The 15,701-nt window shown below is 37.0% G+C and carries 11 protein-coding genes and 1 pseudogene; 7 read left to right on the forward strand and 5 right to left on the reverse strand.

Annotation, left to right across the window (positions count from 1 at the left end):
• Positions 1-5: 5 nt before the first annotated feature.
• From ACNQF9_RS09050 to ACNQF9_RS09070, 5 genes and pseudogenes are all read left to right on the forward strand, one after another.
• Positions 6-2,660 carry a multicopper oxidase domain-containing protein gene (locus ACNQF9_RS09050; protein WP_417959845.1) on the forward strand — a complete coding sequence of 885 codons (2,655 nt, stop codon included), beginning with the start codon at positions 6-8 and terminating at the stop codon, positions 2,658-2,660.
• A 205-nt stretch (positions 2,661-2,865) separates the two neighbouring features.
• Complete coding sequence (locus tag ACNQF9_RS14345; protein WP_470303281.1) at positions 2,866-3,201, forward strand: four-helix bundle copper-binding protein; 336 nt, start codon at positions 2,866-2,868, stop codon at positions 3,199-3,201.
• A 75-nt stretch (positions 3,202-3,276) separates the two neighbouring features.
• Positions 3,277-3,699 (forward strand): membrane or secreted protein, encoded by a 423-nt coding sequence (locus ACNQF9_RS09060; RefSeq protein WP_417959842.1) that lies wholly within the window; start codon positions 3,277-3,279, stop codon positions 3,697-3,699.
• 39 nt (positions 3,700-3,738) lie between these two features.
• A pseudogene (locus ACNQF9_RS09065) lies at positions 3,739-3,837 on the forward strand (heavy metal-binding domain-containing protein); the annotation flags it as partial.
• Entirely contained in the window at positions 3,837-4,280 is a 444-nt protein-coding gene (locus ACNQF9_RS09070) for a universal stress protein (protein ID WP_417959841.1), read from the forward strand. The pseudogene ACNQF9_RS09065 and the gene ACNQF9_RS09070, both read left to right, overlap by 1 nt.
• A gap of 496 nt (positions 4,281-4,776) precedes the next feature.
• Here ACNQF9_RS09070 and ACNQF9_RS09075 read toward each other — a convergent pair whose 3' ends face one another.
• The 3 genes from ACNQF9_RS09075 to ACNQF9_RS09085 are packed head-to-tail and all read right to left on the reverse strand — an operon-like array spanning position 4,777 to position 10,540.
• Positions 4,777-5,868 (reverse strand): efflux RND transporter periplasmic adaptor subunit, encoded by a 1,092-nt coding sequence (locus ACNQF9_RS09075; RefSeq protein WP_417990095.1) that lies wholly within the window; start codon positions 5,866-5,868, stop codon positions 4,777-4,779.
• A complete protein-coding gene (locus tag ACNQF9_RS09080; RefSeq protein ID WP_417959839.1) occupies positions 5,858-9,142 on the reverse strand; it encodes an efflux RND transporter permease subunit in 3,285 nt (1,094 codons plus the stop codon). Before ACNQF9_RS09080 ends, ACNQF9_RS09075 begins: the two co-directional genes overlap by 11 nt.
• A 12-nt stretch (positions 9,143-9,154) precedes the next feature.
• Positions 9,155-10,540 carry a TolC family protein gene (locus ACNQF9_RS09085; protein WP_417959837.1) on the reverse strand — a complete coding sequence of 462 codons (1,386 nt, stop codon included), beginning with the start codon at positions 10,538-10,540 and terminating at the stop codon, positions 9,155-9,157.
• A 163-nt stretch (positions 10,541-10,703) separates the two neighbouring features.
• On the opposite strand from ACNQF9_RS09085, the gene ACNQF9_RS09090 reads away from it, so the two are divergent.
• Together ACNQF9_RS09090 and ACNQF9_RS09095 are read left to right on the forward strand one after the other, a co-directional pair.
• The gene (locus ACNQF9_RS09090) at positions 10,704-11,735 is read left to right on the forward strand and encodes a sensor histidine kinase (RefSeq protein ID WP_417990096.1); all 1,032 of its coding nucleotides are present in this window, start codon (positions 10,704-10,706) and stop codon (positions 11,733-11,735) included.
• A complete protein-coding gene (locus ACNQF9_RS09095) occupies positions 11,732-12,424 on the forward strand; it encodes a LytR/AlgR family response regulator transcription factor (RefSeq protein WP_417990097.1) in 693 nt (230 codons plus the stop codon). The genes ACNQF9_RS09090 and ACNQF9_RS09095 overlap by 4 nt, the downstream gene beginning before the upstream one ends.
• Before the next feature lie 9 nt (positions 12,425-12,433).
• Here ACNQF9_RS09095 and ACNQF9_RS09100 read toward each other — a convergent pair whose 3' ends face one another.
• Both ACNQF9_RS09100 and ACNQF9_RS09105 read right to left on the reverse strand, forming a co-directional pair.
• Entirely contained in the window at positions 12,434-13,864 is a 1,431-nt protein-coding gene (locus ACNQF9_RS09100; RefSeq protein WP_417959832.1) for an OprD family outer membrane porin, read from the reverse strand.
• Positions 13,865-13,985: 121 nt separating this feature from the next.
• Positions 13,986-15,680, reverse strand: a complete 1,695-nt coding sequence (locus tag ACNQF9_RS09105) for a bifunctional metallophosphatase/5'-nucleotidase (RefSeq protein ID WP_417959831.1) — start codon at positions 15,678-15,680, stop codon at positions 13,986-13,988.
• Positions 15,681-15,701: the final 21 nt, after the last annotated feature.

The following is a 15,701-nucleotide window of genomic DNA, read 5'->3' on the forward strand; positions in this document are numbered from 1 at the left end:
AAAAAATGAGAAAAATTATAGTATTACTATTCATTATGTCTATTTATTCCTTTGCCCATGCACAGGATATGAAAGGTATGGATATGTCAAAAAAGGAAAAGGCGCAAAAGGTGCAGCCCACAACGTATACCTGCTCAATGCACCCCGAAATTCACGTTGACAAACCGGGAAAATGTCCTAAATGCGGAATGACGTTGATAAAAGAGAAAGCTAAAACGAGTAAAAAAACGGTGGTGAAGAAGCATGATGAAATGCAAATGCCCATGAAAAAGACTTCTAAAAAGAAGGGCAACATGGACAATATGAAAACGGATGCTAATCATTCACATCAAAATCATAATATGGATATGCCTAAAGCAAACTTAGTATCCATAAAGACAATTGTAAACAACACACCGCCAAGAACAGTTAGATATGATTTATATGTGCGAGACACTATCGTAAATTTCACGGGTAAACCTAAAAGAGCCATTGCTGTAAACGGACAAATACCAATGCCAACGCTCACATTTACGGAAGGCGATACCGCTGAAATTTATGTACACAATGAATTAGACGAAGAAACATCGTTGCATTGGCACGGTTTGTTTTTACCCAACAAAGAAGATGGTGTACCAAACTTAACACAAATGCCAATCAAACCACATACAACGCATTTGTATACCTTTCCTATTATTCAACATGGAACTCATTGGTACCACAGCCATACCGGTTTGCAGGAACAAATAGGAATGTACGGCTCTTTTATTATGAATAAAAGAGAAGAACTTGACATTCCCACCGTGCCTATAGTTTTGAGTGAGTGGACGGATATGAATCCCAACAATGTACATCGAATGTTGCATAATGCTTCGGATTGGTTTGCTATCAAAAAAGGAACAACCCAAAGTTATGCAGAAGCCATAAGAAGCGGCTATTTTAAAACCAAACTTAATAACGAATGGAAGCGAATGAATGCGATGGATGTGAGCGATGTGTACTACAATAAATTCCTGATAAATGGGAAAAGTGAAAGCCAACTTTCACAATTTAAAGCAGGCGATAAAGTGCGATTACGTGTATCAAATGGCGGTGCATCTACTTATTTTTGGCTTACATATGCTGGAGGTAAAATGACAGTTGTAGCAAGCGATGGTAACGATGTAGAACCCGTTGAAGTAGATCGGTTAATCATTGCGGTTTCCGAGACTTACGATGTTATCGTTACCATTCCTGCCGATAAAACGGCGTATGAATTTTTAGTTACATCCGAAGATCGCACAAAATCAGCCTCATTATATTTAGGTGATGGTATTAAGCAATTGGCCTCTCCCCTACCCAAGTTAAAATATTTTGAAGGAATGAAGATGATGAACGGCATGATGAAAATGAACGGAGATTTAGACGATATGGGAATGCAAATGTCGCTTAACCAAATGGATATGAACGTAGTTATGTATCCAGAAATAACTGGCGAGCTTAAGAAAAAAGGCGAAGATAAAATGCTGGATATGAATATGGAGGGCGATAAAATGGATGGAATGGAGATGAATAAAGAGGCGATGAAAGACAACGAGAAAGGCCAAGAGAAAAAAGATATGATGAATATGGGCGACCATAAAATGCACGGCATGGACAGTCAATATGATTCCAATGCACTTTCTGATATCGTGACCTTGAATTATGCCATGTTGAAATCTCCATTCACGACAACCCTTCCTAAAGACGCACCAGTAAAAGAATTAAAGTTCGAACTTACCGGGAATATGAATCGTTATGTTTGGAGTTTGGATAACAAAGTAGTTTCAGAAAGTGATAAAATCTTAATTAAAAAAGGAGAAATCGTACGCATGATACTTCATAACAATTCTATGATGCGTCATCCAATGCATTTGCACGGACATGATTTTAGGGTCATCAACGGACAAGAAGATTTCGCTCCAATGAAAAACATTATTGACATCATGCCAATGGAAACTGATACGCTCGAATTTGCAGCCACCGAAAGTGGCGATTGGTTTTTTCATTGTCATATTTTATATCATATGATGAGCGGAATGGGCAGGGTTTTTAGTTATGAAAACTCCCCTGCTAATCCATTAATTCCAAACCCTAAATTGGCGCAACGCAAATTGTTCGCTGACGATAGAGCATTTCACTTTATGGCAGAAAATGATTTTGCAACAAACGGAAACGATGGAGAAGCGATGTATCAAAGCACACGTTGGAGTATTGGCACCGAATGGCGTTTGGGTTACAACGACCATCACGGTTATGAAACCGAAACCCATATTGGAAGATACATTGGCAAAATGCAATGGTTAATGCCTTTTATAGGTTTTGATTGGAGATATAGAAAAGGGGGAATAGACGTGCAAGAAAGAAATCTATTTGGGCAATCCAATTCTAAAGACAAAAGAGCTGTTTTTAGTGCAGGGGTTAATTATACTTTACCAATGCTTATAGTGGCACAAGCCGAAGTATTCACCGATGGAAATGTTCGTTTACAGTTTGAACGAAAAGACATCCCGGTTTCTAAAAGACTACGAATGAGTTTAATGTGGAACACCGACAAAGAATATATGGCTGGTTTAAAATACATTGTGAAAAGAAACTTTGGATTTACAACCCACTATGATAGTGATATGGGAATTGGATTAGGTGCTACATTTAATTATTAAGAAACTCAAATTTAAAATTTGTACAAGGGATGCTTGTTCTAAAAGACAAGTGTCCTTTTTTTGCAATTACATTTTTTATAAAATCAAAATAAATCACTGATAATGTGTCAATTATATAATTTTTATTAGAATTTAACAATGCTTTTTCAAGCTAAAAAGCTACCTTTAAACTGCGAAAATTAATTTGCAATTAAAATTTAATAAGATGAGTCATCAAAAATTTAAAGATTGTATCGATGCATGTTCAGAATGTGCAGTAGAATGTTCACATTGCGAAAGTGAATGCTTGAATGAGCAAGACGTAAAAATGTTAGCGCGTTGCATAAAACTAGATCATGATTGTGCAGCTATTTGTTTATTTGCAATGCAGGCTATGGCAAGCGGAAGTGAATTTACGGAAAAAATCTGCCAATTATGCGCCGAAATTTGTACAGCTTGCGCCGAGGAATGTGAAAAACATTCGCACATGGAGCATTGCAAAAATTGTGCGGAAGCCTGTCGGAAATGTGCTGTTGAGTGCAGTAATATGAGTGAAATGTGAGTATTTAAATCTCTTAAATAAAGTTTCGTTTAGAGGAATTATTTAAGAGATTTTAAACAATAAAAATTATAAACTATGAAAACATTACAAAAAATTACATTAATTATAGTATCTATTGGTTTGCTTACATCCTGCCAATCCAAAACTGATGTAAATCAAATTCTTTCAAATTCAGATACAAAAAAGGCAATCATGGATACTATTGCAAACAATAGCGATATGTCTAAAGATATGATGCAAGCGATGATGAACAGTAGTAAAGGAAAAATGATGATGACAAATCACGAAAACATGATGAAAATGATGAAGGATAATCCAGATATGATGAAAGGAATGATGACCGAAATGATGGAAGCATCTAAAACAGATACTACGATGATGTCTGAAATGTGTAAATCGATGATGGATAATCCTAAAATGATGGATATGATGAAAGATAAAAAAATGCAATCACACAAAATGACTGGAATGGATAAAAATATGGATATGTCCAAATAATACAAATACAAACAATATTAAAATGTAAAAAAAATGGAAACTCAAAAAACGTACACCTGCCCAATGCACCCAGAAGTTACTTCGGATAAACCAGGAAAATGTTCCAAATGCGGAATGAATTTAGTGGAGGAAAAAGAATGAAAATTCTACTAGCAACTGATGGTTCAAAATATAGTAAAACAGCAATTAATGAAATTGCCAACAGACCATTTCCGCCCAAAACCGAAGTGTGTATTGTTTCTGTTTATGAAAGAATGTCGCTAATAAATACTCTTGAGCCAATGGGAGTTTCACATGAATATTATGCCGAAGCTGATCACAACGCTTTTAAAGGCGCAGAGAAAATTACGGAAAGTGCCGCAAAAATTTTGCGTGATAAAAATCCGCCTTTAATTGTAACTACAATGGTTATTGGTGGTTCTCCAAAAAGTGCAATACTCAAAGAAGCTGAAACATTCGGTGCTGATTTGATTATCGTTGGTTCTCATGGTCATGGGGATATAGAAGGCTTTCTACTTGGCTCGGTTTCGCAAGCGGTGGCATTACATGCAAAATGTTCTGTAGAGATTGTACGTAAATAAAAAACTTAACAATACTTCCTGTAGTAAAATAGTTTGACTTCATTGTTGTGTTCAAGAAAAAAACTAGTAATAATGTGATGATGTTCGAGAGTTAGGAGTTTATTGTATTGATTTACTAGTAGTATAAGTTTAGTTCATATATATTCATAATTTAGGCTCGATGCGCTATTGTTAAACGATACAACTATGTTTTTTTTCAGTTTGTATTTCTGTGTTTAAAACCATATTAAAAGAACTTATAACTTCAAAAAAAATAGATTTTTACTATATTTGAGATAGGTATTGGTTTATTTTTGATATATTAGAATGATGAATTTCATTTTCTTAGCAATATTTAATCTATCTGTTTTACTTCAAATAATTGCACCCAACGGATTGTATTGTTATTTGATAAAAAAGGCTAAATAAAAGTTTTAAATTTAAAGTACTATTTCTAAGAAAGAACATCAAAAATTAAAATGTTTGGACCTAAATGATTGCAAACTACTTGTTCTTACTACTTCAACGCCACACCATCTTTCATTTCCTCTGAAGCCACTTTTACCAGTATAGAATTTTCAGGAATATATCCAAAAATTTCAACGCGATTTTCCAATTCTCGACCTTTCTGAACGGGAGTTCTTTTCGTTTTATTATTGTCTACTATAAATACATATACACCATCACTGGAGGTTACCACAGCCGATGTGGGTACCACATAATTATCGTCTTTTGATTTTAAAGACAAAAGCACTTCGGCAATCATTCCTGGCAACAGTTTTTTAGTGGTATTTATAACATCTAATTCTACACGTTCAGATCGAAATTTGCTGTTTAAAGCGCCGGACATACGGGCTATTTTTGCATGGAAAGTCTTGTTATTGATGGATTTCACATTAAAAATAAGTTCATCACCAATAGTCAAATAACCAGTGTAAATCTCAGGTACATATACCGATAAACGTAATTTTTTCTGTTGCTGAAGCGTAAACAAAGGAAATTCCGATCCTTTTCCCGAAGATCCAACAAAGGTGCCTAGATTTACATTTCTGGCTGTGATGATTCCGTCAAAAGGCGCGCGGATCACCAAATAACTTTTCATAATCGCAATTTCTTTATAAGCTGCTTGAGTTGCTAGATATTGGGCGTAATCGGAATTTTTTCGGGATGCAGCCTGTTCAAGATCATTTTTGGAGATCGTTCCTTCTATTTTGCTGGTTTGAAAGAGCCTGTCGAAAGTACTTTTGCTTGCCGTATAAATAGCTTTTTGCGAAAGCTGTCTGGATTGGGCTGCCGCCAATTGCGAACTGATTTCCGGTGCTTCTAAAATTATTAATAACTGCCCTTTTTTAACTTGCGAGCCAATATCAACTTTGAGTTCTTTAACAAAACTGCTTACTTTGGCATAAATATCCACTTGTTGGAAACCGGTCAGTTCCGCCGGAATGCGAATTACAGTAGCTAATTTTTCTTTGCTGATGGTAAATGTTTCAATAACCGGAGCGGTTTCTATGGCTGCAATTTCTTTCTTTTCAGAAGTATTGCAGGCAGTTAAAACAGTGGCCAAGACTAAAAGCAGAAACGATTTTTTAAATAATTTATTTTTCATTTTGAGGGTGTAAAGATGAGATATAATGTTGGCTTTCTTTGTCTTCTGGATCTAAGGATAAAGAGTGTACTGGAGTATTACCCATTGCCCACGCAAAAATTAGCGGTAAAATAAGAAGTACTGTAAAGGTGGAAAATACCAATCCGCCAATCACGGCTCTTCCCAACGGAGAAATTTGATCGCCGCCTTCCCCATGTCCGATGGCCATCGGGAGCATTCCGGCAATCATGGCAATACTGGTCATAATAATGGGACGCAGCCTCAGCGAAGCGGCCTCACGTGCTGACTGCAAAGCATTGCCATTTTGTCTTCGAAGCTGTTCTGCATTGGTAATTAACAGCACGGCATTGGCAATAGAAACACCCACCGACATAATAATTCCCATGTAGGATTGCAAATTTAAAGTGGAACCAGTGCTCACCAATAGCAATAAGGAACCTAAAACGACGGCGGGAACCGTAGTTAAGATGACCATTGAGATTTTAAAAGACTGGAAATTTGCAGCAAGCATCAGGAAAATAACCATTATTGCAATCAGTAAACCAGTCTGCAGACTGGTCATGGTTTCCTTTAAAACCGTGCTTAAACCAATTTGCTCTATGAACAATCCTCGCGGAAGTTCGCCAAGAGATTCAATGCTTTGCTGAACAGCTTTGGTAGCGGTTCCTAAATCAACGTGATCTATGTTTGCCGTCACAGAAATATAAGGCATGGCTCCAATATTGTCATTTTCTCCATAAGTGAAAGAAGGTGTAATAGTAGCCACATCACTTAAAACTGGACGGGATGCGTTCTTAAGCAACGGAATTTCTTTCAGATCATTTTTACTTTTCATTTTGTTTAAAGGAACCTGAACCTGAACATTATAGGAGAATCCAGCTTTTTCATCTACCCAGATATTCTTCTCGGTATATTGGGACGAAGATGTGGAAGCAATAAGGGAACGCGAAATGTCGTTCATGTCAATCCCTAATTGAGCGGCACGTATTCTGTCAATCGTGATGTCAAGCGCCGGATATTTTATGGGCTGGGCAATCTGCTCATCTCTCAGATAGTCAATTTTATTCAGTTTTGCGATGAGTTTCGTGACATAGGCTTCATTTCGCTTTTTATTTTTTCCGGCTATCCTGATTTCAATAGGAGTAGGAGAACCCTGACTCAGCACTTTGTCCGTCAGTTCGATGGGTTCGAAAGAAATTTTGACATTGGGTAGTAATTTTTTAATGCGCTGACGGAATTCATCTTTAAAAACATCCATATCCACATGATAATCTTTTAATCCAATTTGGAAGACGGCTTCATGAGGTCCGGCAGTAAACAAATATATCGGTGAAACGGAAAAAATGGCTGGATGCTGACCCACATAAACGGAGGATATTGCAACATGTTCTTTACCAATCATTTTTTCCAGTTCGGTCAACACTGTTACTGCTTTATCTTCGGTACTTTCCAGACGGGTTCCATCCGGCGCCCGAAGTCTCATTTGGAATTGACTCGAATTGACTTTTGGAAATACATCCTGTCCGATAATATTCAACAGCAAAATTACTAAACCGGCTGATAGGAAAAGATACAACAGCGCAACGGGTTTTTTATAGTCAAAAAGGCGATTGACGAATCGCATGTACCAGTTTCTGAATCGTTCAAAAAAGTTAATTTTGCCATCATCGTTAAAATCGGCTCTTTGTACTAGGATTTTTTTCTGGTCAAAAGTGTCTTCTTCGGATTCTATAGTCAGACCGGATATATTAAATTCGGCTTCATTATCGGTAATATTCGATGGATGCGGTTTTTTGGGATGTGCTTTCATCAGCCAGTTGGCCATCACCGGAACAAAGGTTTGCGAAAGTAAAAAAGAGACAATCATCGAAAATCCAATCGCTAATGCCAATGGCAGAAACAAGGCGCCGGGAATTCCGGTCATCGTAAATGCGGGTGCAAAAACGGCCAAAATACAAAGCAGGATTAACAACTTGGGCATGGCTATTTCTTTACAGGCATCCCAAATAGCCAAGGCCTTGGGTTTCCCCATATCCAAATGCTGATGGATATTCTCGATAGTTACCGTGCTTTCATCGACCAGGATTCCAATCGCAAGAGCCAAGCCGCTTAAGGACATCAGATTGATGGTTTGTCCGAATAGTTTTAAGAATAATACACCCGAAATAATCGCAATGGGAATTGTGAGTATGACAATCAATGCTGCTCTCCGATCTCCAAGAAACAATAAAACCATTAGCCCTGTAAGAACGGCACCGATTATCCCTTCGATAATTAAACTTTTCAGCGAGTTAATCACATGAACCGACTGGTCAAATTCATACGACAGTGTAACATCATCGGGTAAAGTACTCTGGATTTTAGGGAGTTGTGATTTTAATTTTTGAACAACATCCCAAGTCGAAGCATCACCGGCCTTGGCAATACTAATATATACAGAACGTTTTCCATTGACCAAAGCGTATCCTGCAGTAATATCGGCGCCATCTTTCACTTGAGCCACATCGCCAAGATATAAATTCTGGACACCGCCTTTGAGTAAAGGTATTTTTTCAAAATCCTTTACTTCTTTAATGGTATTATTTGTCGGAATGATATAATTTATGTCCCCAATTCTTAGGTTCCCCGAAGGAGCCGTTTGATTGTTGGTACGGATGGCTTCCACAATCTGATCCGCTGTCAGTTGATGCGCACGAAGCAAATCAGGATCTACATTAATTTCAATGGTTCTGGGGCTTCCGCCAAAAGGAGGCGGTGATAATAATCCCGGAATTGCCGTGAACGAAGCCCTAACATATACGTTTGCCAAATCCTGAAGTTCATTATTGGAACGGGTTTTACTGCTCAAAACCAATTGACCGATGGGCAACGAGGAAGCATCAAACCGAATGATAAAGGGCGGCTGGGAACCTGGCGGAAATCTGGACTGGATTCTGTTGGACAGCGCACTGATTTCAGCAGCGGCCTGAGCCATATTAGTGCCTTCATAATAGGTCACTTTCATCAGAGTGAGCCCCTGAATATTCTTGGTCTCGATATCTTTTACACCATTGGCTAAAATCATCACGTTGACATAATTTTTGGCAAAATAGGATTCCATCTGATTGGGCGTATAACCTGCAAATGAGTGGGCTAAATAAATAACGGGCAGATTCATTTCAGGCAGAATGTCTACTTTAATATCACGTACAGCACCAATTCCGAAAAAGAATAGTCCGGCAACCAGTACCATTATTGAGATGGGTTTGCGAAGAGCAAAACGTATTAAATTCATTGTTTTACATAATTAAAATTCATTCATAAATAAGTCAAAATTTCCCGTGGCCGCGGCTTTTATCAAAAGGGATTGCCAGACATTGGTATAAATAATATCGCTGTCGGTTTCCGCACGGTTCAACGTGTATAAAGTCTGTGTAACGTCTAAAAGATTGGTCATTCCGTTTTTATACAAAGTGGTTTTTTGCAAATAGGCCTGTTGCGCTGCCTGAACCTGTTTTGGAGCTTCAACATAATTTTCCAATGCATATTTTATTTTGGCATCAGCCGCATCCGACTGTGTTTTTAATTGCTGGTCGATTACATTGTATTCTTCCTGTAAACCTTCGGAAATCAATTTCTGGGCACTAACTTTTTTACTTACCCGAGCAATAGTGGTCAGGTTCCAGGTAGCGCCAACGCCGAACAGATAATTTTGTCGGGAGGGATAAATGCCGTCTGAATAATTTTGGGAAAAAGAATTCTGATTTACAGCATAATCGGAGTTAAAACCGGAAGCCCGGCCCTGGTATATACCAAATAAACTGAAGGTGGGATAGTATTCCTTTTTAAAAAAGCGAAGCTGTTGTTCGCTGAAAGCTACCCTGCTTTTATGATATTCCAATATCGGATTCAAATTCTCATTAGAAGTTTCCTGTGATAGTATTGCTTTTGGTATTGTTGTGACAAATGTAGTATCGAGTACAAACTCCTGAATGGAAACGCCCATCAACGCAGTGAGCTTGTTGTTTTGTTCCTTAATCTGATCTTTCACTTGGTTCAGGGTTATTTTGGATCGGGAGACTTCGGCGGAAGCCAGTGTGGAATCTACTCCGGCCAAGAGTCCGTTTTTTACTCTCACTGCAGTAATATTCTGAAAGACCATGGCGCGCTCCAGATTTTTTCTTTGGGAAATCAACAATCGCTGACTCGCCAATAAGTTGAGGTAAGCGGCTGCAATTTTAATTTTATGTTGGAATTTTTCCTGATTCAGATCTTTTTCGTAACGCTGGGAATCCGCTTTGGATAGATTGATTTTATGTTTCATTTTTCCAAAAGAGAAAAAATCCCAATTGACATTGACCAAATACAAGGCGCCGAAAGCTGCATTCCAATTTTGCTTTTCCAACGGAAGGCCTGAAGAAGCCGCTCCAAGACCACCAAAACCATAGAGCGGTCCGTTTTGCCCGTTAACGGTGCCGTAATCCTGTTGGCCTGAGAGCGTAACATTGGGCAGATATTCTCTGCGAACCTGTTTGATCGTTTCTTTGGAAGCATCGGCATAGTTGCTTTTTGCTTTTATCATTCCGTAATTAGCAATTCCGTTTTCCAGCGCCTCTTTTAGCGGAAGCGTCTGAGAAAATCCTTGGGAAAAGAAAATCAGAAATATAAAAAGAGTTATTTTTTTTGTTGTCATTGTTGTATTTAGTATAAATTTGATCTGCAAATCTAGCCTGATTACTTCTTTTTTGACAGTTATAAATGACGTACACTTTTTATAAATGACGAATTGAATTGGTCACTCAATCGGTGCCTATTCAAATTATATGTCGTTCCTTTGGAACTTTAATTAACTGGAAATGAAATGGAAATTTAAACCGATTTTAGAAAATAAATGGGAACAGGAAACGGCTATTTTAGTTTTTTCTTTTATTCTTTTTACACTCAACGACTGGGTTTTTATACAAAGTTGGAAAGGTTTTAGTAACGGTTTGCTCTATTTTTTCGTGCTGTATTTTCATGCACAACTTAATCGTGTTTTTCTACTTCCGGTTTTATTAAAAAAACATCAACCGGTTTTATATCTAATTCTTACCGTTGGGTTGATTGCGTTGTTCACTGTCTTTTTATATGAAGTATCAACCGAGTTTATTTATAAAAACTGCTTTTTATATAAATCATCCCATCAAAAAACTTATCAGTTTCAGTTTGCTACCTTGTCCGGAACCCTAGTTTGTATTTTGGGAACTATACAGATTTTAGAACATTATCGGGACCAAAAGAACAAGACTAACAAGGCTCTGTTGTCCAATCAGGTTCAGCTTAATGCATTAAAAAATCAGTTTAATCCGCATTTTTTGTTTAATACGATGAATACGCTTTATGGAATTAGCCTGCAATATCCTGAACGCACTTCGGAAATGATTATGGAAGTGTCGCAGCTGATGCGGTATCAGGTGGAGCAGGGCAACAAAGAATTCGTTTCTTTAAAAAATGAAATTGCATTTATTTCCAGTTACATTCAGCTCGAAAAAGAAAGAGTAGGTTACCGCTGCAGTATTATTTTTGATTACGAATGCGATCATGAAGAACAGTATGAAATTGCACCCATGGTTTTGATCACTTTTATTGAAAACGCTTTCAAGCACGGAGCCGCTACCATAGAAAAGTGTTTTGTAACTATTCATATAAGGGTTAACAAAGGAAAATTGTATATTAATGTATCCAATTCGGTTCCACAGCAAAAAAAAGAAGTTGTTTCTACCAATATTGGTTTGAAAAATACGAGAGAAAGATTGAAAATATTATATTTAAAAAAACACCGTCTAGAAATCACTCCAAACGAGCATGATTATACCGTTAATTTAGTAATTGAACTACGCCAAACATGAACGTAAGAAAATGTATTATTGTTGATGATGAACCTGCCGCTCATTATGTGTTGGTGAACTATATCAGCCAAAACCCGCAATTGGAACTGGTGCAGCAGTGTTACAATGGCATTGAAGCTTTAAATTATCTTCGATTCAATACGGTTGATCTGATGTTTTTAGACATTGATATGCCTGAGATTACTGGACTGGAGCTTTTGAGAACGCTGAATGATTCGCCCAAAACAATATTGACCACTGCTTATTCAGAATTTGCATTGGAGAGTTATGAATTCGGCGTATTTGATTACCTATTAAAGCCTATTTATTTCCCGCGTTTTTTAAAATCGATAGAACGCTTTTTTGCCACGTACACTGATGAAAAGACGGTAATAATGAATCCTATTATTGCAGTAAAAATTGATGGATTCCTATTTGATTTGAATGTAAATGACATTCTTTTTGCCCAAAGCTGCGGTAATTATGTCAAAATTTTTACATTAAAAAAAGTTTATCTTGCCTCAATGACCACAAATGAACTGGAAAATAGTCTTTCTTCGGAACTTTTCATGCGGGTTCATAAATCCTACATAATAGCCATTGCTAAAATTAAGGATTGGGAACGGAATACGGTTGTCATCAATAATGAGAAAATTCCGGTTGGCATTACCTATAGAAGGGCATTGACGGAGCGGTTAAATTTAATATAGTTTTTACAATCAAAAATTGAAATTGAGTATAAAATTGATATTACTCATATTCGTTTTATTTAAAATATAATTTTTGTTAGTATTGGTTTCACCCGCATTGAACTTGTGTACATACAATAATTGCGCATCAAACCCTTTTAACATTCCCTGAAATTGGTAGCGAAAATCAGCATTGGTCTGCACATAAGAAGGCAATCCGTATTTATTTAATGCAACGTTTTTCACATCCGGTAAATCAAAATAACCTACCGCCAAATGTGATTTGAATGTCTTTTTAGGATTCGTATATTGTATTTTGGTCGTTACCGCATGCACATCTCCAAAACCTTCATTCCGTTCTCTGGCCATAAAGGTGTAAAACGGGTCTCGTCCCCATTCTCGGGGCATTAAATACCTTCCTTTTGCAGTTATTCGGTTGTAATTTAAAGTAATTTCTATTTTTTTATTCTGCCAGCCTAATCTTCCTCCAAAAGTTTGCGAATTGCCATTTTTTTCAAAATAGGTTTTGCGTGGATTTTCATTTCCGCCGAAATTCAAGGCGTTTTGGTAAATTGTCTGAAATCCGAAAAGCAGTGTCGAGTTTGGATTTAAATTGTATTTATAGTCCATTTGGAATAGTGCCGAATTGAATATATTCTCTGCGTACTGATTCCACAAAAGTGTTTTTAAATTTTTTATCGATTCATTTTGTATACCAACTATATAAATTCCGTCACTGTCTAAATTCCCTGCATAATCGGATTTTGCTCCATCGGGATTGACACCTGTTGGGTAAATTCCTATGGATTCTCCAACTCTGAAATATTTCATGGTACTTCGTGGCGAAATTCCGTATAGGTAACCTACATTTATTTTAGTTTTTTTGAGTTCATTAAAATCGATCCATATTCCATCGACTTCAGTAGGCCGCATTCTGCCGTCCTGCAGATTTATGAAAGACGTATTCAGCAGTTGTTTTCCAAGGGTTACATTAGAATTTTTGTAGTTGTATTTTAAATATAATTCTTCTAACCTACTTAAATTGCCTTTACTTGATACGTTTTGAAAATCAAAAAGCGCTACTTCGTATCTGTTGGATAAATTTGTTACCGGATCTTTTTTAGAAAAATCAGAAGAACCGATATCATAAATGTAATAACCGCTGACCCCAAATTGAAAATTATGAAATTTAGCCGTTTCAAATTTTACGCCGCCACCAAGAGCATTGGCATAATAATCAGATAAGCCACTTTCATTGTTGGTACTCATAAAAAAATAGCGAAAATGGCCACTGAAGTTTCCGTTTTTGAAAGCATTTAAAATCGAGGTGGAATCAATTTTTTCATTATTTTTCTCTTTCCAAACGGCTGGCTTATCCGAAACTTCCTGATGTTGTGCCGAGGAATGGAAACTTATTAAAAGTAAAAAAGTTGAGATTAATATAGAGAAAAAAGATTTCATTTGTAAGTCTTTAATTTTTTTACAAAAATAATCTGAGTCCTATAAATGGGAGGTAACTTTTATCACATTGGCCCAAAAAATAAAGCCGAATGTTTAAACATTCGACTTTATGACTTAAGTACTATGTGAAAGTATAATCAACACCGGTAACTTGAGTTAAGAGTGTTTCAGGAGCATCAAGAATTATTGCGTTTTTTTGCGGTGTAGGTGTAACAGGAGAATTTTGTTTTAAATAATCTCGCATTACCGAATGTAAGGTTGCATTTGTGTTTTTGGCATCCATGACGCCTTTCATTCTGCAAAGCATATCCACAGGATCTCCGTCACGCTCGCAGGCCATGATTGAATATAATTTTTCAGGATATAATGGCATATTTTTCACCGTAATACTTTGAACTCTTTTGTCCATTTCGGCAAAAGCATTAAAGCGCACTTCCATTCCTTTGAATTTTACCACCCAGCCACCAAAACGTTTTGAAGCTTCATCAGCAAAAACATTGTTTAATTCTTTTTCCAGCCAGTTTTTCAATTGCTTTCCGGTTACTTTTGCTGTTCTTACGGTGCTGTCAACGGGTAACATATCAAAAATAAAACCGTTTGTGATGGGAATATTTCCGGTTTGATCTGCTGTAGTTTTTGGTGGACAAAAGCGGAATCCATTAGAAAGATTAATTGCAATATCAGGAAATTTCCAGTTTAAGGCATTCAGAATCATTGTGTCAATAGGATTTTCCACTACAAAATAGCGATACAAAGGAATTGTGCTGTATCCAATAACCTTATTGATTTGTTCCTGATAAACGGATTCTTTCTCTTTTAATAATTTTTCGATTTTAGCGTCGGGTTTTATTTTTGGAGAATCGACTTCTATTAATTCATAACTGTCACTAACCACTTTTCCGTTTAAAATGGTCAAATCTAATTTTCCAATAAATGAACCAAATGCTCCCGGTTCCACCACTTTTGAATACTTACAAACAATTGGTTTACGAACTCTTTCGTGTGTGTCGCCACCCAGAATGTAGTTTACACCTTCACATTCCAGTCGGTTTGCCAATGCTATTTGCTGCGATAAACCTAAATGTGCAATTATAATTACATAACTGCATTGTTCCTGATTTCGTAACACATCTACATAATGGGCCAGATTTTCTTCGGGATTGGTATATAAAATTCCTTTGCTATAATTTGGACTCTGTCTCAAGGGTACCAATGGATCGGTGTAGCCTAAAAAACCAATTTTTGCGCCGGCAATATGCCAAATCGTATAGGGTTGAAAAATAAGTTCTCCTCTTTTCCCTTCGCCTAAATCATGGTACATATTGGTACAGATTTTTGGCGCATTCAGAGAACCTAAAAGGGTTTGCATTCTCTTTTTGCCGTAAATCACTTCCCAATTCCCGGGAAGATATAAGTCGTAATTCAACGCATTTAAAATTGGAACAAAAGCTTCACCGGTAGTTTCTACGCTTAATTCGCTACCTTGAAACATGTCGCCAGTGTCAATGGTATAGGTATTTGGGTTTTTCTTTTTGAGTTGTTTCAGTAAAGTTGCCATGTAGGCATAACCGCCCGTTTTTCTAAAAACAGCTTTCCCATTTTCCCAAAATAACTCATCATGCGGATGAATCTGACAATGCACATCGGTGGTTTGAAGAATAGAAATCGTTTGCGGTTTGCTTCGGTCAATTTCTTTCCGCAGTATCATTTCTTCCGTTTGATTTGTATTTGCAATAGCAGAAAGGGGCGAAATAATCGCCGCTCCCAGACTTAATGTTCCAACTGATTTTAGGAAAATTCTTCGGTTATTACTCATCTTTTTTAGGTTTTCAGGTTT

It is taken from the genome of Flavobacterium amylolyticum (genome assembly GCF_048284335.1).
In the GTDB taxonomy this organism is placed as follows: Bacteria; Bacteroidota; Bacteroidia; order Flavobacteriales; family Flavobacteriaceae; genus Flavobacterium.

Excerpts from the sequence above, each read along its gene's own strand:
- ACNQF9_RS09050 (WP_417959845.1), top strand. The coding sequence starts at position 6 with ATGAGAAAAATTATAGTATTACTATTCATTATGTCTATTTATTCCTTT.
- ACNQF9_RS14345 (WP_470303281.1), top strand. The coding sequence starts at position 2,866 with ATGAGTCATCAAAAATTTAAAGATTGTATCGATGCATGTTCAGAATGT.
- ACNQF9_RS09060 (WP_417959842.1), top strand. The coding sequence starts at position 3,277 with ATGAAAACATTACAAAAAATTACATTAATTATAGTATCTATTGGTTTG.
- ACNQF9_RS09070 (WP_417959841.1), top strand. The coding sequence starts at position 3,837 with ATGAAAATTCTACTAGCAACTGATGGTTCAAAATATAGTAAAACAGCA.
- ACNQF9_RS09075 (WP_417990095.1), bottom strand. The coding sequence starts at position 5,868 with ATGAAAAATAAATTATTTAAAAAATCGTTTCTGCTTTTAGTCTTGGCC.
- ACNQF9_RS09080 (WP_417959839.1), bottom strand. The coding sequence starts at position 9,142 with ATGAATTTAATACGTTTTGCTCTTCGCAAACCCATCTCAATAATGGTA.
- ACNQF9_RS09085 (WP_417959837.1), bottom strand. The coding sequence starts at position 10,540 with ATGACAACAAAAAAAATAACTCTTTTTATATTTCTGATTTTCTTTTCC.
- ACNQF9_RS09090 (WP_417990096.1), top strand. The coding sequence starts at position 10,704 with ATGAAATGGAAATTTAAACCGATTTTAGAAAATAAATGGGAACAGGAA.
- ACNQF9_RS09095 (WP_417990097.1), top strand. The coding sequence starts at position 11,732 with ATGAACGTAAGAAAATGTATTATTGTTGATGATGAACCTGCCGCTCAT.
- ACNQF9_RS09100 (WP_417959832.1), bottom strand. The coding sequence starts at position 13,864 with ATGAAATCTTTTTTCTCTATATTAATCTCAACTTTTTTACTTTTAATA.
- ACNQF9_RS09105 (WP_417959831.1), bottom strand. The coding sequence starts at position 15,680 with ATGAGTAATAACCGAAGAATTTTCCTAAAATCAGTTGGAACATTAAGT.